This is a genomic window from Mesorhizobium sp. M1252 (genome assembly GCF_040318265.1).
Classification (GTDB): Bacteria; Pseudomonadota; Alphaproteobacteria; order Rhizobiales; family Rhizobiaceae; genus Mesorhizobium.
The window spans coordinates 301107-316726 of record NZ_JAMYLX010000006.1; the positions used below are offsets into that span (position 1 = coordinate 301107).

Genomic DNA, 15620 nt, shown 5'->3' on the forward strand with positions numbered 1-15620 from the left:
GAGGGCAGGCTTTGGGCGATGCGTATCATGACGCGCCCGAGCCGCGGATCAATTCCGACATCAGCGTCGCCCGCTGGCGCGCGTTGCGCGGGGCGCCGTCATCGGCGGCGATCTGGTCGAACAGTTTCAGCGCATCCTGGGTCTTGCCTTCCTTCCAGGCGGCAAGGCCGAGCGCTTCGCGCGCTGTGTGGCGCAGCGTGTTGTTGTCGGCGGTCAGCGCCTCGACGCGGCTGGAGACGTCGGCGAAGGAGCCGTGATCGACGAGCAGCAGGGCGGCCCGCAGGCGCGCCATGTCGCGAATGCCCTGGGGAATGGCGTTGTCGGCGGCGACGCCATCGAAATCGGCGACGGCGGCGGCAAAGTCGCCCTTGTCGGCCTTGACGGTCGCCGCGCGCATGCGGGCGAGCAGCGGATAGGCGCCGTAGCCGTCCTTTTCCAGCTGTTCGAGGGCGGTCAGCGCCTCGTCGCTCTTGCCGTCATTGGCAAGCTTCAGCGCCTGCGAGAAGGCATCGCCGGAGCGGTTGGCGCGCGTCTCGTCCCAATAGCGGTAGCCGACGAAGGCGGCGGTGCCAAGCACCACCAGGATGGCGAGGCCAAGGATCGCCGGACCAAAGCGGTCCCATAGCGCCTGCGCCTGCTCGCGACGGATCTCGTCGTTGACTTCGCGGATAAAACTGTCGTCGGACATCAATCAAAACCATTGCTGCCCTAACAGGGGCGCTTCTTGAGCCCGCGTTTTAGCGAAATTTCGCGGGCATGGAAGGGGCTCGGCAGGAAAATCGGCTAATCGCCGGGCGCATAGCTGCCGACGTTGATCGCACCCACGCCACATTTTGCCGATAGCCGGCTTGGACTGCCTCCAGATCAAGCCCAGATTGCCGATGCCACGTTTGTCCCGCGTTGTTGCGTTTTCCTCAGCCGTGCTTGCCATGGCTGGTGCGGCTTTCGCCGACCCGCCGGCGCCGCCTGCCCCGGCAAAGCCGAAGCAAATCGTCATCATCTCGTTCGATAGCGCCCGGGAGATCTCGCAATGGCAGCGCAGCCGGGCGCTGGCCAAGCGCACCGGCGCGCATTTCACCTACTTTTTGTCCTGCGTCTTCCTGCTGTCGCCGCAGACGCGGGCCGACTACACAGCTCCGGCCAAGTCCGCGGGCAAATCCAACATCGGCTTTGCCGCTTCGAAGCAGGACGTCGCCGATCGGCTCGATCAGATCGGGCTCGCCGCTTCGGAAGGCCACGACATCGCCAGCCATGGCTGCGGCCATTTCGACGGCAAGGACTGGAGCAAGGCCGACTGGCTGAAGGAATTCGCCTCGTTCGAGCGCATTCTGGAAAACGCCTATGCGATCAACGGTATTGAACCCGAGCCCAAGGGATGGCGCGATATTGCCCATGCCGTTGTCGGCTTTCGCGCGCCGTACCTCTCGACCAGCAAAGGGCTCTATGAGGCCCTGCCTGAAGCCGGCTACCACTATGATGCCAGCGGCGTTTCGAAAGGCCCGGTCGAGCCGCCGACCGGCGGCGGCTTGACCCGCTTTTCGCTGCCGCAGATCCCGGAAGGCCCTGATGGTAGGCTGGTGATCGCCATGGACTACAATCTCTATGTCAGGCATTCCGGCGGCTTCGAGCGGCCAAGCCAGGCGGCAGACTTCACCGAGCGGACGTACCAGGCGTTCCGCGCCGCCTTCGACAGGCAATATCAGGGCAAGCGCATCCCGCTGGTGCTCAGCTTCCACTTCACGCCGATGAACAACGGCGCCTACTGGGACGCGCTGGAGCGCTTTGCCGGCGAAAACTGCGTCAAATCAGATGTCGAGTGCATCAGTTTTCGCGATTATGTGCAGCGGCAACGTGGTAGCGAGAGGCAGGCGGCGGTGGGCGGCTGAGCCGCCAACCGTCTATGCAGATAGGATCAAGCCGGGTCGGGTTCCTTTGCCTGGCGCGCGAGGAAACGACGATCGATATCGGGAAGCGGCTCGCCGTGGATAATTGCCTCGAAGGCACGCAGGCGCTTGTAAATGGACAGAAGCTCGACAATCGTTGTCCACGCATTGACGAGATATTGGAACGAGGAGCGCACTTGCCCGAAGGCATCGAGAATTCGGTTCAATAGACCCAAACTGATTTTGGCGGCCACCATCGTTGGGACCAATACTATATAAGGGAATATATTATCTATCTGAAGATAGAATATGCGAGCCACATTGAAATACATGTAGTGGAAGTAAAGCCTAAAGTAATTTCGCCGCACGTTGTTAAATAGTTCGGCGACAGTGGGCGGCCGAGCACGATTCGGATCATCTTCACCATAAACAAGTTCTTTTCGATAGGCAGCCTCGACGCGCTGGTTACGGAATTCGAGGCCTGGCAACTTGATGCCGACGAGCGCCAAGAAAGTAGTCCCAAAAATCGACCAAACAATCGCTACCACCACTAGGGAGTAAGGGACCTCTCCGACGATTGGCAATTCAGTTACATTTTTCGACAGAACGAGGAGAACGGGCAAGAATGCGATCAGCGTCATTACCGAGCGGACCAAATTCACACCGAGTGCTTCCATCGTCGTGGAAAAGCGCATGGTGTCGTCCTGGACACGCTGCGACGCTCCTTCGATAGTGCGAAGCCTGTCCCAATAGAACATGTAGTATTCATTCATCGCCGTGCGCCAGCGGAAGATCCAATGGCTCACAAAAAATAGGTTAAGGACACCCACGGCAACGGCCAATCCAGCGACCCAGGAGATGGTCAGCAGTTGGCTGTAGAAATCCCACGGCGTTGTCGAATACGCCTTGCCGAGCGCCCGCTGTATGAGATCGTAGAACGGTCCGTACCAAGCGTTAAAGGCTACATCCACTTGAACCTGGAAATAGATCACGAAGAGAATGAGCGCGGACCCAAGGATCGACCAGTTCTGCCAAGGATGGGGTGAATACCACCTCCAAAAGCCAGCGAAAAGCGCTACGCCCGTGCCGTAGTATAGGTAGAACCAGACGAACGGGTCAGACCAAAAGACTTCAACGCCAACGGGCGTGTCGGCTGCCACCGGAGCAAGCCCAATCAGGGTACCCAGCTCTTGGCCGCCGAAAAACCAAATTATGATGAGCAAAAGGCTCCAGACGGCGGCCGAGGTGAAAAACAGCTTCGGCTGCGGGAAGAAGGATACGAACACTGTGGTGAAATCCTCGGTCGGTGCGCAAATCAGCGGGGTTCAGCGGGCATAAAGTCACACATTAGGTGGAAAGCAAATGCCCGTACCCGATGCCCGGCATCGAGCAAGACCACAATCATGGCGATTTTGGCGCGGCCGACCAGGTGATCCCAGCAGATACCAGCAATACGCCAGCAGCGACGATCGAGGCCAGGAAGAAGTTGCCCGAGGCTTGCGCCAGCAGTCCGGCGACGATCGGGCCGACGATCTGGCCGATGCCGAAGGAAGCGGTCATCAGCGCAAAAATCCGGCGCGGCGCCTCCGGCACGAGCTGCCTTGCCGTCTGCAGGCCGAGCGCGGTGATGGCGATGAAGGTGCCGCCGAGCAGGACGCCCGCCAGCAGCGGCCCGGCGGTGCCGCCGATGGCGACGCTGGCGGTGACGCCGACCACCTCGACCAGGCAGCCCACGGCATAGGCGGTATAAAGCCCGATCCGTGCCGCTACCTTCTGCCACAGCCAGACCGAGGGAAAGCCGGCAAGGCCGGTGACCATCCAGACGCTTGCCTCGAAGACGCGGCCGCCGCCGCCCTGGCGCACGATGGCGACCAGGAAGGTCGCCGTCACCACATAGCCGAAGCCGAACAGGCCGTAGGCAACGATGACTTTTGCCAACGACCGGTCCCTCGGCAGTGCCGGTTCGCGGTCGGCCACGCCGCGGCCAGGTGCGGTGCTGCCGGCGAGCAAGGCGACCATCGCAAGGCCGCCGGCGGAAATCGCTGCCGACCACAGCCAGCCCGAAGCCCAGCCGGCATGTTCGGTGACCAGAACCGCCATCAGCGCTGAGGATGCCGCGATGCCGAGGCCGACGCCGCCAAAATGCAGCGCCTGCAGGTCGCTTCTGTTGGCGGCTGCCAGGTGACCGAAGACGATCGAGGCCATGAACACCATGACGAAGGCGCTGGCGAGACCGGCAAGGAAGCGGAGGACGACAAAGGCGGTCATCGTCTCGCTCAGCCCCATCAGGGCGGCGAGCGCAGCACTGGCGGCAAGGCCGCCAAACATCAGCAGGCGCTCGCGCCCATGCGCCCAGCCGCCTGCCGCCGCAAGCGCGCCGACGAGGTAGCCGAGATAATTGGCCGACGCGATCCAGCCGGCATCGGCCGGCGACAGATGCAGTTCTTCCATCATTCCGGGCAGGATCGGCGTGTAGACGAAACGGCCAATGCCCATGGCAACGGCCATGGCGATCATGCCAGCGAGAGCTTGGCGCAAGGGTGATGGAGCGGCGTTCATTGCAGCGCACCATAGAATTGGCGACCGATGAAACAATCCGCTTTGTGTTGGGCCAGCGGGCGCGACTAACGCCCCCGCATCTCAGCCGCAGCCGACCGCCCCGGTCTCGTAGGCGGTGCGGCGCGCCGTCAGCCGGAACGGGATATCTCCGAGTTCGCGTTCCGACATGGTGTCCAGCACCGGATGCGACAATGGGTCGGTAACCCAGTCGATGACATCGCCGCCGTGCATCCCATCATAGCGGTCCGGCCGGAGGCCGGCAGCGGCTAAGATCTTGAACAATGATACGATCGTCATCCTCGCCTCCTCGGTCTGACTGTCCCACTAAAATCTGCCTTGTCGGGCTGTCTTTCAATTGAGATTTCAGCCGCGCCGGTTTAGAAAAACTGAAATGGCTATGCTGAACCGCGTCCATCTCAACGGCCTGCGCGCCGTCGAAACCGTCGCCCGCCTCGGCTCGCTCGCGGCGGCGGCCGGCGAACTCAACGTCTCGGTCAGCGCCGTCAGCCAGCAGATCAACCGCACTGAAAAGCAGCTCGGACAGGCGCTGTTCGAACGCACCGCAAGCGGGCTGGTGCTGACCGAATTCGGAACGGTTTTTTCCGCCCGGCTGGGCGCCGGTTTTCGCGAGCTGGCGCAGGCGGTGGCGCTGGCCGATGAGGCAAGCCAATGCACGCTGGTGGTTTCGGTGGCGCCGGCCTTCGCCTCGAAATGGCTGCTGCCGCGATTGTCGCGGCATTTCGACCGCCATCCCAACGTGCTGCTGCGCATCGACGCCTCGGTGCGCCTCGCCGATCTCGAACGTTCCGACATCGACATCGCCATCCGGCTTGGCGACGGCAAATGGCCGGGCGGCCGGGCGGAACTTTTGTTGGCGCAGGAAGTCTTTCCGGTCTGCGCGCCGGTGATCGCCAAGAAACTGAAGTCGATCGAAGACCTGGCGCAGACCTGCGCCATCACCGACGAGCGGGCGATGATCAACTGGGAGAGCTGGTTCAAGGCTGCCGGGGCCGAGCCGGTCAGCTTCCGCAAGGGCGCGCGCTTCACCGACCCGATGCTGTGCCTGGAATCGGCGATCGCCGGCCATGGCGTCATGCTCGGCTGGCAATTGCTGGCCGCCGATGCGCTGGCCGACGGCCGCCTCGTCGCGCCTTTCGGCGTGCGGGCGCAGAGCGGCCTCGGCTACTGGCTGGTGACCTCGGCGACCAAGACCGAAAGCCGCAAGGTGCGCGATTTCAAGATCTGGATCCGCGAGGAAATCGCGGCGACCGTGGCGCAGTTCAGCGCGCTGGAAAGCGCTGCCTAGGGCTGTCCGTCGCGACGGTGCTGGAAAGCACAGCCGCGCCGATCTATGTTGGAAGCTTCACCTCCAAGACCAAGGCAGGCAGGATCATGACCACACATTCGCGCGGCGTTTCCGCAACCATCGACCCGGTGAAGCTCGACAGGCTGGCGGAAGTCGCCATCAAGGTGGGGCTGCAATTGCAACCGGGGCAGGATTTGGTGCTGACCTCGTCGATCGCAGCCCTGCCGCTGACCAGGCGCATCGTCGAGCACGCTTACAAGGCGGGCGCCGGGCTGGTAACGCCGATCTTCAATGATGACGAGATCACGCTGGCGCGCTTCCGCTACGGCGCGGATGCCGGCTTCGACCGCGCCGCCGGCTGGATATATGAAGGCATGGCGAAGGCCTTTTCCAACAATGCGGCGCGGCTTGCCGTGCGCGGCGAGGACCCGTCGCTGTTGTCGGCGCAGGACCCGGCGAAAGTGGCGCGCGCCAACAAGGCGAACTCGATGGCCTACCAGCCGGCGCTGGAAAAGATCACCGGCTTCGACATCAACTGGAACATCGTCGCCTACCCGGATCTCGCCTGGGCCAAGCAGGTCTTCCCCGGCGATGCCGACGATGTCGCCGTGGTCAAGCTTGCCGATGCGATCTTTTCGGCATCACGGGTCGATGTGGAAGACCCGATCGCAAACTGGACGGCGCACAATGCAGCGCTGCGCGGCCGCACAAAGTGGCTGAACGAGCACAATTTCCATGATCTGCATTTCAGCGGCCCGGGCACCGACCTCACCGTCGGGCTGGCCGATGGCCATGAATGGATGGGCGGCGCCTCGACCGCCAAGAACGGCGTCACCTGCAATCCGAACATCCCGACCGAGGAGGTCTTCACCACGCCGCATGCACGGCGCGTCTCCGGCCATGTCTCCTCGACCAAGCCGCTGTCCTACCAGGGCACGCTGATCGACGATATCTCGGTGCGTTTCGAAGAGGGCAGGATCGTCGAGGCCAAGGCTTCGAAGGGCGAGGACGTGCTGAAGAAAGTGCTCGACACCGACGAGGGTTCGCGCCGGCTCGGCGAGGTGGCGCTGGTGCCGCATTCCTCGCCGATCTCGGCCAGCGGCCTGCTGTTCTTCAACACGCTGTTCGACGAGAACGCCGCCTGCCACATCGCGCTCGGGCAGTGCTATTCAAAATGCTTCGTCGACGGCGCCTCGCTCAGCCAGGACGAAATCGCCCAGCGCGGCGGCAACAAGAGTTTTATCCACATCGACTGGATGATCGGCTCGGACAAGATCGACATAGACGGCGTGCACAAGGATGGCCGCCGCGTGCCGGTGATGCGCAAGGGCGAGTGGGCGTAAAGGGGGCGGATGGCCTTCGACCTGACGGTCAAGCGAATTTACGAAGCACCCGCGCCCGATGACGGGCAGCGGGTGCTGGTCGATCGCATCTGGCCGCGCGGCGTCAGCAAGGAGGATGCCGCGCTGACGCTGTGGCTGAAGGACATCGCGCCGAGCGATGAATTGCGGAGGTGGTTCGGACATGAGCCGGCGCGGTGGGCGGAGTTTCAGGTGCGGTATTCGGTCGAACTGGATGGGAATAGCGAAGCGGTGGCGCAACTGCGTGGCTTGCTCGGCAAGGCCAAGGTGACGCTGCTTTATGGCGCGCATGACGAGGCGCATAACAATGCGGTGGCGTTGGCGGGGTATTTGCGCGGGACGGGTTGAGAGACAGCGAACCGCTGCATACGCCGCAAGCGAAAGCCTTCACAATTAGCGATCGCCCTCCACGCGTTCGTCATCCTCGGGCTGACCCGAGGATCCTGTGTGTTGTTCCCATGCTATGTTTGGGGTGGGAAGGAGACCGACAGGATCCCATGGTCTGCGCTGCGTCGCTTCGAACCTAGCTTCGCCACAGGATGACGAAGCGAGGCTACGCTACTTCACCACCCCTTCATAAGCCTCCGGCTTGAACCCCACCAAAATCTCATCCCCGACCTCGAGCACCGGGCGCTTGATCATCGTCGGGTTGGCCAGCATCAGCTTCCTGGCCTTCTTCTCGTCGAGCCCTTGCTTGTGCTTGTCGGGCAGTTCGCGGAAGGTCGTGCTGCCCTTGTTGAGCAGCTTTTCCCAGCCAACCTTGCCGATCCATCCATCCAGTCTGCCCACCTCTATCCCCTCGGCCCGGTAGTCGTGAAAACGGTAAGGCACATCGTGGCCCTCCAGCCAGGTGCGCGCCTTCCTGATCGTGTCGCAGGTGGTGATGCCGTACATGGTGATCGTCAAAACGCACTTCCCTTGGGCTGATGGTCGAATCCGCCGGACAGCCTAAAACCGTCCTTCCCGCTTTGCCAGCACCCCGGTCACATCAGCCCATTTTTAGGGCTTGCCAATACTAAGGAATTTTCCTAAGTATCTTTCTATACCCGTCGACGGACCTCAGGATCGCCCATGCCAAGCCTCCACGCCCCAACTACAAGTCTCCCGCCGATCGACGGCATCTTCCGCGCGCTGGCTGACCCGACGCGGCGGCGCGTGGTCGAGCGGTTGAACCGCAGTCCGGCCTCGGTCAGCGAGTTGGCGCAGCCTTTCGAGATGGCGCTGCCTTCCTTCATCGAGCATCTGAAAGTGCTGGAAGGCTGCGGTCTGGTGCGATCGGAAAAAATCGGCCGCACCAGGACCTATCAGCTGGCGCCCGAACCGCTGCAGCTCGCCGAAAACTGGCTGGCCGAACAGCGCACGCTGTGGGAGCGCCGACTCGATCAATTCGACGCCTATGTGATGAGCCTCAAGGAGCAAGAAAAGTGAGCTATCCCTTCAAGCCCGACCCCAGACTGGACCTTGTGCTGGAGCGCAAGCTCGACGCGCCGCGCGAACTCTTGTGGAGCGCGATGACGGTGCCGGAGCATGTCAAGCAATGGTTCACGCCCAAGCCCTGGCTGATCACCGATTGCGAGATCGACCTTCGTCCGGGCGGACTGTTCCGGACGCGCATGCAATCACCCGACGGCAAGGAGGTCAACGACCGCCATTGCTGCTATCTCGAGATCGTGCCGAACGAGCGGCTGGTGTGGACCGATGCGCTGCTGCCGGGCTATCGGCCCTCCGGCGAGCCCTTCATCACCGCAGTCATTTCGCTTCAGTCGGATGACAAGGGCACGCGCTACACGGCAACGGCCATCCATCGCGACGAGGCTACCCGCAACAATCATGAAGAGATGGGGTTCTTCGACGGCTGGGGCACGGTGGCCGATCAGTTGGCGCAGTATGTGAAGACCATTTGAGCTTTTCCCACTGCGGCCAGGACTTTGTCCCGGCCGCCTGGTTTTTGGGTCGTGCAGCGAAGTGCGCCGGAACCCTACGGCACCCGGGCTCAGTAGTAGAAGCGCTCTTCGGTGATCTTGCCGTTCTTGACCGTGTACAGGCCAACCTCGTCCATGGTGACCCGTTCGCCGGTGGCCTTGGGCGTTATGTCGAACTTGAAGCGCACCGCGAACTGGTCGCCGTTGACATAGGGGCCTTCGACAGAGCCGCCATGGACTTCGTGGTTCGCTTGCCACCATTCGCCCTTTTGCCTGAGAGCTTCCTTGCCACGGGCAATGGCCATCGGGCCCTCCATCGCTTCGAGGCTGACGATATCATCGGCATTGTACTTTTCACCAGCACCCAGGTGATCCCCCTGCTGGAGCATTTCGGTGAAATCCTTGGCAACATCCGCGATGGTCATGTGTGTTCCTCCTGTTCAGACTGGTTTGAAGTAGGGAAGCGCTTGCCGGCCCGCCACCTTTACCCGCACGACAGCTGACAAGGTGTGTCAGGACGATGATACAGCGCGGCTGTGTGACGACGATTGCGGCGGCGTCGGACAGCGACTTCGGTTGCAGACAAAAGCCAATTCCGCAATGCTGGGTGCATGTGCAACCTCTACAACATCACGACGACGCAAGAGGCGGTCCGCCAATGGACCCGCACATTGCGCGATATCAGCGGCAACCTCGAACCTTCGCTTGATGTCTATCCCAATCAACCTGGGCTTGTCGTTCGCAACAGGGCGGATGGGGAGCGTGAACTGGCGAAACTGCTTTGGGGTTTGCCAACGCCGCCCGAGCGCATGAAAGGTAAGGCCGACTACGGCACCACCAACGTTCGCAATCCGCAATATTCGCACTGGCAGCAATATGTGGGCGTCGAGCACAGATGTGTCGTGCCGGTGACCAGCTTTGCCGAGCCCAGCCCTGCGGCGAACGATAAAGACCCGGAAACAGGAATCCAGCGAAATTACTGGTTTGCCCGTGGCGAGAGCCGGCCGTTGTTCTTCTTCGCTGGTTTCTGGACGTCTTGGCAGGGCGTGCGAAAGGTCAAGGACGGTCCCGGCGACTTCGAGCTATACGCCTTCATGACCACCAAGCCTAATGCTCTCATTGCGCCGATCCATGAGAAGGCTATGCCCGTGATCCTCACCACGCCGGAGGAAACCGAGGCTTGGCTGACGGCGCCATGGTCGGAAGCACGGCATTTGCAGCGGACGGCGCCCAACGACGCGTTGGTGATCGTTGAGAAGCCAGCCACACAGATCAAGTTCCCACCACGGGCCCCGGCCCAAGGGTCTCTGTTTTAGCCCGAAATCGGCTCTCCTCAATCGTCGTCTCGCCAGATTACCCGGCGAACCATGCGGATTTCGACAAGACGTCTGACGCGAATTTTAAGGCGTTCAGCAGCGCTTGGCAGAATGATGCCTGCATCGAGCTCACGACCTTTGCAGCGCTCGCACCGCATGTGCCGCTCCACATCCCAAAAGGGGATATCACCAACCAGCTTTGCGAGATCGCCAGGCAGATAGTGTCGAGTGATGTTGCAGTTCCGACATCGAACACGAATTAGCTGCCCGACTTCATGCGCCAAGCAGAGGGTTTGCACATTTCGGCGCGGTCGGGTGCTTAGTTCGGGCATCCCGCAAAGTAGGAATATGTTCCTTTGCGAGTCAATTCACACTTAATTCCACCTTGGCGATCTTCACAGCAGGTTAAATCCAACCGTCGATGAAGGGATTGGGTTGGATCAGCTCGGCAGCATAGGGCAGTTGGCACCACGGCGCAGGCTGATATGCGCCACGTCGCCGACGCTGAATTGAAAGCCCTCGGCCTGGCGCGGCGCATCGATCACCACCGGCAGCCCCTGCCCGAGTTCGGCATGCAGGCGCAGCGTGCGGCCGTGGAAGACGATGGAGTTGACGCGCGCCGGCGTGGTGCCGGCGGCGGCGTCGGTGGTGGCCAGCAGATCCTCCGGACGGACGCCGATGGTGTGCGTCGCACCTTCGCCGGGCGTGTCGCCGGTTTCGGATGTCGCCTCCAGCGAGAGCCCGCCGGCGGCGAAGCGCAGGCGGTCGCCATCGCGGCCGATGAAGCGCGATTGCAGCAGGTTCATCGTGCCGATGAAGCTCGCGACGAATTTCGTCGCCGGCCGGTCGTAGAGCGTGGCCGGCGGCGCGATCTGCTCGATGCGGCCCTTGTTCATGACGACGATGCGGTCGGAGATCGACAGCGCTTCGGTCTGGTCGTGGGTGACCATGACGAAGGTGGTGCCGAGCCGCGACTGCAGCCGCTTCAGTTCAACCTGCATCTGTTCGCGCAGATGCGCATCGAGCGCCGACAGCGGTTCATCGAGCAACAGAACGCGCGGCTCGCAGACTATGGCTCGGGCGAGCGCGACGCGCTGGCGCTGGCCACCCGACAGTTCGGAAACGCGGGCGCCGAGCTTGTCGGCGAGGCCGACCATGTCGAGGGCTTCGCGGACGCGCTTTGCCTGCTCGGCGCCGGACAGTTTGCGCAGCGACAGGCCGAAGCCGACATTCTCGGCGACGTTCATATGCGGGAACAGCGCATAATCCTGGAACACGGTGTTGACGGGACGGTCGAACGGCCTGAGCGCGGTGATGTCGCGACCATCGAGCAGCACCTTGCCGCTCGACGGGCTCTCGAAACCGGCAATGACGCGCAGGCTGGTGGTCTTGCCGCAGCCCGAGGGCCCGAGCAGGGTGATGAACTCGCCGCTGATAATGTCGAGATCGACGGCGTCGAGCCCGACAATGCCGCCGGGGAAAACCTTCGAGACCGTGTCCAGGCGTACCAGCGCATCAGGCGCCATCGCGAACCTCGGACGGCTTGGTGGTGTTGACCCAGAGGATCTGGCAAGGCTCGGTGCCGGGATTGCGGAAGGCGTGCAGAAGCGTGCTCTTGAAGGCAAAGGAGTCGCCGCTCTTCAGCACGTATTTTGTCGAGTCCACCACCAGTTCGACCTCGCCCGACAGGACATAGCCGAACTCGTGACCGATATGCGCATAGGCTTCCGCCGTGCCGCCATCGGCTTCCACGGTCACCAAGAGGCCGGTCAGCGCCGCGCCCGGCGGCGACAGCAGCGCCTTGGCGATGCCTTCCGACTTGACCGGGAGCTGCCGCCTTTTGTCGGCGCGCACGCAATAGAGATCGTTGGCGGCTTCGTTGCCGTCGGTGATCAGCGCCGAAGGCTCGATGTCGAGCGCGGCCGCAAGCGGCCAGATCACCTTGACGCGCAGCGAAGACAGGCCGCGCTCGATCTGGCTCAGCGCACCGATGGAGACGCCGGCTTTTGCTGCCAGCTCGGCCAGCGACAAATTGCGCTCCAGCCGCAGCGCCCGCACGCGCCGGCCGACGCGAATGTCGGCGTCGGCCTTTGGTTTCGCTTCAAGCATGTCCATCAGTTGGTCCTTGTTGCAGTCTTTGGCGCGGCGGCAAGACCCGCGGGCTTCAGGAGATTAGTCACAATTACCTGCCGTCGGCGCTGCCCCTCCCCGCCGGACATTTCTCCCCGTATAGTGACGGGGAGAAAGCGGCTGGTCGCAAACTCGGCGCCATTTCTGCAACGTTTGCGGTTTGCGAAATCGCTGGTGACAGCGCCCCTCTCCCCGTCTCTATACGGGGAGAGGATGCCGGCAGGCAGGTGAGGGGCAGCGCAACCGTCGGCGATGGATCCCTCACCCGCCCGCCTTCACTTTCTCGAACATCTTCGCCACATCGTCGTTCTGCTTCATCGGGCCGGTGAAGATGGTGGTCTTCAGCATCACCTCCGGGTCGGCCGGCAATTGCAGCTTGTCCAGTTCGTCCTTCGCCACGCCGGCGAAGGCGGTGCTCAGCGAGCTGCCATAGCCGTAGGCTTGGATCAGGTACTTACCCGAGTCGGCGTCGAGCCGGCTGTTGATGAAGTCATAGGCGAGGTCGACGTTTTTGGCGTCCTTGAGCATGACGAAGCCGCAGGCCCAGGTCAGCATGCCCTCCTTCGGCTTCATGAACTCGACCGGCACGCCCTGCTTCTTCAGCGAGGTTGCCGACGCGTTCCAGGTCATGGCGGCGACCAGCTGGCCGCTGGCCAGCGCCTGTTCGACCGAGGTCATCTCGGTGGTGTAGTTGGAGAGCAGCGGACGCTGCTCGCGCAATTTTTCCGCCACCTTGTCCATCTGCTCCGGCGTCATATCGAAGGGGTTTACGCCGGCCAGAAGTGCTGCAACGATCGGCGTGTCATGCACGGCATCGATGGTCGCCATGCGGCCGGCATATTGCTTGTCCCACAGAAGGTTCCAGCTCGCTTCCGGGTTCTTCACCAGATCGGTGCGGTAGAGGATCGAGGTGTTGCCCCAGTCCCACGGCACCATCCAGACCTTGCCGTCGCCGGCCTGGATGTCGGGCAGGTTCTTGAACACCGGGAAGATCGAATCCCAGTTCTTGATGCGCTTGGTATCGATCGGCTGCAGCAGGCCTTCCTTGTTCCAGCGCGCCACCTTGTCGTAGCAGGGATGGGCGATATCGGGGCGGAAGCCGGCCTTGACCTTGGTGAAGGCATCGTCGTCGTCGCCGAAGATCGAGGCCTCGACGCCATCGGGATGGGCCGTCAGGAAGCTCTTGTTGAAGTCGGGCAGTTCATAGCCGGACCAGGTGAAATATTGCAGCTTGTCGGCGGCGAAGGCGACAGTCGACGACAGGACGATTGCAAGCGCGGCAAGCCCGGTGCGGGCTGTCTTTGCAGTGATCGATTTCGGGCCAGTGATCGATTTCAGCCCAGTAATTGATTTCGGGTCGAATGCCATTTCGGTTCTCCTCTTTTGTTATGGTTCAGGCTGGACTGGTGGGCGCCGTCCGACGGGCTGTGCTCAGCCCGCGATGGCGCAGGATTTCGGCGATGCCGGCGATGATGACGGACACAGCAAGGATAGCTGTCCCCAGCGCCATCACGGTCGGCAGCGAGCGAGGAAAACGCAGTTGGCTCCAGATGTAGAGCGGCAGCGTCGGCTCGGTGCCGGCGAGGAAGAAGACGACGATGAACTCGTCGAAGGAAATCAGAAAGGCCAGCATGAAGGCCGAGACGATGGCCGGCAGCGAGAGCGGCAACATCACCCGCCGGAAGGTCGTCCAGTCGGAAGCGCCGAGATCGAGTGCGGCCTCGCGAATGGTTTTCGGAATTGCGGCAAACCGGCTGCGCATGATCACCACGGTGGTCGGCAGCGCCACCAGTATGTGGCCGAGAACGATGGCGATGCGCGACGGGCCGAGGCCGATGAGATTGACGAGGATCAGCAACGATATGCCGACGATGACGCCGGGGATCAGGATCGGCAGCCTGGAGATGGCGCTGATGGTGGCGGCGAGCGGCGAACGACCGTAGAGGTCCATATAGGAGACGGTGATGCCGCAGAGCGTGGCGCCGGCGGCGGCCACGACGCCAATGACGAGACTGTTCAAAAGCGCGCCGGACAGCGCCGGATTGCCATAGAGCGTGGCATACCATTCGAGCGTGAAGCCCTGCAGTGGAAACGCGGCCTGGATGGAGTTGTTGAAGGAAAACAGCGGGATCAACAGCACCGGCAGATAGAGGAAGACGAGATAGGCAAGCACATAGACGCCGAGCCAGCCGCGGCCATCATCTCTCCGCGCCGCGCTCATGTGCGGCTGCCGAATTTGCGGTCGGCGCCGCGTGCGACCAGCACCACGCAGAGGATGACCAGCATCACGCAGACTGAAAGTGCCGCGCCGAACGGCCAGTCATTGGCCTTGCCGAACTGCGACTGGATCAATGTGCCGATCATGGTGCTGGCGGGACCGCCGACCATGGCCGGGGTGACATAGTCGCCGACCGTCGGCACAAAGACGACGAGGGCGGCCGCCAGAACGCCCGGCATCGAATTGGGCAAGACGACGCGGCGAAACGCCGTGAACGGTCTGGCGCCGAGATCGGAGGCGGCTTCGAGCAGTGATTTCGGGATGGTGTCCAGCGCCACATAGATCGGCAGGATGGCGAAGGGCGCATAGGCATGCGCCAGCGTGACGACCACCGCCGCCGGCGTGTTGAGGAAGGCCAGCGTCGGCTCCGACCAGATGCCGCTTTCGATCAGCGCCGAGTTCAAGACGCCGTTGTAGGCGAGCACGATCTTCCAGGCGAAGACGCGCAGGAGATAGCTGGTCCAGAACGGCAGGGTCACCAGAAACAAAAGCAGGCTGCGGCGGCGGCCGGCATAGAAGGCGAGATAGTAGGCGACGGGATAGGCGGTGACGACGGTCGCCAGCGTCACCAGGCCGGCGATCACCAGCGAGCGCAGCGTCACCGTCCAGTAGAGCGGATCGGAGACCACGGTGATGAAGTTGCCTGCCGTGAAGCCGGCGCCGAGCAGCGAACCGTCATTGCCGCGAAGTGAGAGGAAGAGCACAAGGCCAAGGGCAAACAGGATCAGGAACAAGGTGACCAGCCCGCCCGGCAGCAACATGGCCAAGCGGAAGCCTCGGGACGACCCTGCCGGCGCTTCTGTTGCAACGATGCTCGACATCGGACTGCTCAACGGAAATATGAAATCGGCTTAGCTTTTTTCAT

General features: G+C 62.4%; 18 protein-coding genes. 7 read left to right on the forward strand and 11 right to left on the reverse strand.

Annotated elements, in window-relative coordinates:
- Positions 1-25: 25 nt before the first annotated feature.
- Positions 26-688, reverse strand: a complete 663-nt coding sequence (locus NKH22_RS15080; protein WP_023729304.1) for a tetratricopeptide repeat protein — start codon at positions 686-688, stop codon at positions 26-28.
- Between the two features lie 193 nt (positions 689-881).
- Here NKH22_RS15080 and NKH22_RS15085 point away from each other — a divergent pair, with 193 nt between their 5' ends.
- Entirely contained in the window at positions 882-1886 is a 1005-nt protein-coding gene (locus tag NKH22_RS15085; protein WP_023834492.1) for a polysaccharide deacetylase family protein, read from the forward strand.
- Positions 1887-1912: 26 nt separating this feature from the next.
- Here the strand turns inward: NKH22_RS15085 and sbmA are convergent, their stop codons facing one another.
- The 3 genes from sbmA to NKH22_RS15100 all read right to left on the reverse strand — a co-directional run bounded on the left by sbmA (position 1913) and on the right by NKH22_RS15100 (position 4739).
- Positions 1913-3169: a peptide antibiotic transporter SbmA gene (gene sbmA, locus NKH22_RS15090; protein WP_023668493.1), complete on the reverse strand. Its 1257-nt coding sequence runs from the start codon at positions 3167-3169 to the stop codon at positions 1913-1915.
- Positions 3170-3284: 115 nt separating this feature from the next.
- Positions 3285-4442: a YbfB/YjiJ family MFS transporter gene (locus tag NKH22_RS15095; protein WP_023738455.1), complete on the reverse strand. Its 1158-nt coding sequence runs from the start codon at positions 4440-4442 to the stop codon at positions 3285-3287.
- 81 nt (positions 4443-4523) lie between these two features.
- Positions 4524-4739 (reverse strand): hypothetical protein, encoded by a 216-nt coding sequence (locus NKH22_RS15100; protein WP_023668495.1) that lies wholly within the window; start codon positions 4737-4739, stop codon positions 4524-4526.
- A 94-nt stretch (positions 4740-4833) separates the two neighbouring features.
- Between NKH22_RS15100 and NKH22_RS15105 the strand changes: the two genes are divergently transcribed.
- The 3 genes from NKH22_RS15105 (at position 4834) to NKH22_RS15115 (ending at position 7457) form a co-directional block, all read left to right on the forward strand.
- Positions 4834-5748, forward strand: a complete 915-nt coding sequence (locus NKH22_RS15105; RefSeq protein WP_023687096.1) for a LysR substrate-binding domain-containing protein — start codon at positions 4834-4836, stop codon at positions 5746-5748.
- Between the two features lie 86 nt (positions 5749-5834).
- Positions 5835-7091 (forward strand): aminopeptidase, encoded by a 1257-nt coding sequence (locus NKH22_RS15110; RefSeq protein ID WP_023738452.1) that lies wholly within the window; start codon positions 5835-5837, stop codon positions 7089-7091.
- Positions 7092-7100: 9 nt separating this feature from the next.
- Entirely contained in the window at positions 7101-7457 is a 357-nt protein-coding gene (locus NKH22_RS15115) for a DUF488 domain-containing protein (protein WP_023701480.1), read from the forward strand.
- A gap of 210 nt (positions 7458-7667) precedes the next feature.
- On the opposite strand, the gene NKH22_RS15120 is transcribed toward NKH22_RS15115, so the two are convergent.
- Positions 7668-8015, reverse strand: coding sequence for an ArsC family reductase (locus tag NKH22_RS15120; RefSeq protein WP_023687095.1), 348 nt, complete (start codon positions 8013-8015; stop codon positions 7668-7670).
- Positions 8016-8180: 165 nt separating this feature from the next.
- On the opposite strand from NKH22_RS15120, the gene NKH22_RS15125 reads away from it, so the two are divergent.
- Both NKH22_RS15125 and NKH22_RS15130 read left to right on the forward strand, forming a co-directional pair.
- Positions 8181-8537 carry an ArsR/SmtB family transcription factor gene (locus NKH22_RS15125; protein ID WP_023687094.1) on the forward strand — a complete coding sequence of 119 codons (357 nt, stop codon included), beginning with the start codon at positions 8181-8183 and terminating at the stop codon, positions 8535-8537.
- Positions 8534-9013 (forward strand): SRPBCC family protein, encoded by a 480-nt coding sequence (locus tag NKH22_RS15130; RefSeq protein ID WP_023668501.1) that lies wholly within the window; start codon positions 8534-8536, stop codon positions 9011-9013. The genes NKH22_RS15125 and NKH22_RS15130 overlap by 4 nt, the downstream gene beginning before the upstream one ends.
- Before the next feature lie 89 nt (positions 9014-9102).
- On the opposite strand, the gene NKH22_RS15135 is transcribed toward NKH22_RS15130, so the two are convergent.
- Positions 9103-9456 (reverse strand): nuclear transport factor 2 family protein, encoded by a 354-nt coding sequence (locus NKH22_RS15135; protein WP_023668502.1) that lies wholly within the window; start codon positions 9454-9456, stop codon positions 9103-9105.
- 186 nt (positions 9457-9642) lie between these two features.
- Here NKH22_RS15135 and NKH22_RS15140 point away from each other — a divergent pair, with 186 nt between their 5' ends.
- Positions 9643-10347, forward strand: a complete 705-nt coding sequence (locus tag NKH22_RS15140; protein WP_023701482.1) for an SOS response-associated peptidase — start codon at positions 9643-9645, stop codon at positions 10345-10347.
- Positions 10348-10787: 440 nt separating this feature from the next.
- Here NKH22_RS15140 and NKH22_RS15145 read toward each other — a convergent pair whose 3' ends face one another.
- From NKH22_RS15145 to NKH22_RS15165, 5 genes are all read right to left on the reverse strand, one after another.
- Positions 10788-11873 carry an ABC transporter ATP-binding protein gene (locus NKH22_RS15145; protein WP_023735598.1) on the reverse strand — a complete coding sequence of 362 codons (1086 nt, stop codon included), beginning with the start codon at positions 11871-11873 and terminating at the stop codon, positions 10788-10790.
- A complete protein-coding gene (locus tag NKH22_RS15150; RefSeq protein WP_023684396.1) occupies positions 11863-12462 on the reverse strand; it encodes a helix-turn-helix domain-containing protein in 600 nt (199 codons plus the stop codon). The genes NKH22_RS15145 and NKH22_RS15150 overlap by 11 nt, the downstream gene beginning before the upstream one ends.
- Positions 12463-12738: 276 nt before the next feature.
- Positions 12739-13845 carry an ABC transporter substrate-binding protein gene (locus tag NKH22_RS15155; protein WP_352909979.1) on the reverse strand — a complete coding sequence of 369 codons (1107 nt, stop codon included), beginning with the start codon at positions 13843-13845 and terminating at the stop codon, positions 12739-12741.
- A gap of 25 nt (positions 13846-13870) precedes the next feature.
- The gene (locus NKH22_RS15160) at positions 13871-14698 is read right to left on the reverse strand and encodes an ABC transporter permease (RefSeq protein WP_023709184.1); all 828 of its coding nucleotides are present in this window, start codon (positions 14696-14698) and stop codon (positions 13871-13873) included.
- Positions 14695-15576 (reverse strand): ABC transporter permease, encoded by an 882-nt coding sequence (locus tag NKH22_RS15165; RefSeq protein WP_352909981.1) that lies wholly within the window; start codon positions 15574-15576, stop codon positions 14695-14697. Before NKH22_RS15165 ends, NKH22_RS15160 begins: the two co-directional genes overlap by 4 nt.
- Between the last annotated feature and the right edge of the window lie 44 nt (positions 15577-15620).

Bases quoted from the DNA above. Each gene is read 5' to 3' on its own strand.
- NKH22_RS15080 (WP_023729304.1), bottom strand. From the start codon at position 688: ATGTCCGACGACAGTTTTATCCGCGAAGTCAACGACGAGATCCGTCGC.
- NKH22_RS15085 (WP_023834492.1), top strand. From the start codon at position 882: ATGCCACGTTTGTCCCGCGTTGTTGCGTTTTCCTCAGCCGTGCTTGCC.
- NKH22_RS15095 (WP_023738455.1), bottom strand. From the start codon at position 4,442: ATGAACGCCGCTCCATCACCCTTGCGCCAAGCTCTCGCTGGCATGATC.
- NKH22_RS15100 (WP_023668495.1), bottom strand. From the start codon at position 4,739: ATGACGATCGTATCATTGTTCAAGATCTTAGCCGCTGCCGGCCTCCGG.
- NKH22_RS15105 (WP_023687096.1), top strand. From the start codon at position 4,834: ATGGCTATGCTGAACCGCGTCCATCTCAACGGCCTGCGCGCCGTCGAA.
- NKH22_RS15110 (WP_023738452.1), top strand. From the start codon at position 5,835: ATGACCACACATTCGCGCGGCGTTTCCGCAACCATCGACCCGGTGAAG.
- NKH22_RS15115 (WP_023701480.1), top strand. From the start codon at position 7,101: ATGGCCTTCGACCTGACGGTCAAGCGAATTTACGAAGCACCCGCGCCC.
- NKH22_RS15125 (WP_023687094.1), top strand. From the start codon at position 8,181: ATGCCAAGCCTCCACGCCCCAACTACAAGTCTCCCGCCGATCGACGGC.
- NKH22_RS15135 (WP_023668502.1), bottom strand. From the start codon at position 9,456: ATGACCATCGCGGATGTTGCCAAGGATTTCACCGAAATGCTCCAGCAG.
- NKH22_RS15140 (WP_023701482.1), top strand. From the start codon at position 9,643: ATGTGCAACCTCTACAACATCACGACGACGCAAGAGGCGGTCCGCCAA.
- NKH22_RS15145 (WP_023735598.1), bottom strand. From the start codon at position 11,873: ATGGCGCCTGATGCGCTGGTACGCCTGGACACGGTCTCGAAGGTTTTC.
- NKH22_RS15150 (WP_023684396.1), bottom strand. From the start codon at position 12,462: ATGGACATGCTTGAAGCGAAACCAAAGGCCGACGCCGACATTCGCGTC.
- NKH22_RS15155 (WP_352909979.1), bottom strand. From the start codon at position 13,845: ATGGCATTCGACCCGAAATCAATTACTGGGCTGAAATCGATCACTGGC.
- NKH22_RS15160 (WP_023709184.1), bottom strand. From the start codon at position 14,698: ATGAGCGCGGCGCGGAGAGATGATGGCCGCGGCTGGCTCGGCGTCTAT.
- NKH22_RS15165 (WP_352909981.1), bottom strand. From the start codon at position 15,576: ATGTCGAGCATCGTTGCAACAGAAGCGCCGGCAGGGTCGTCCCGAGGC.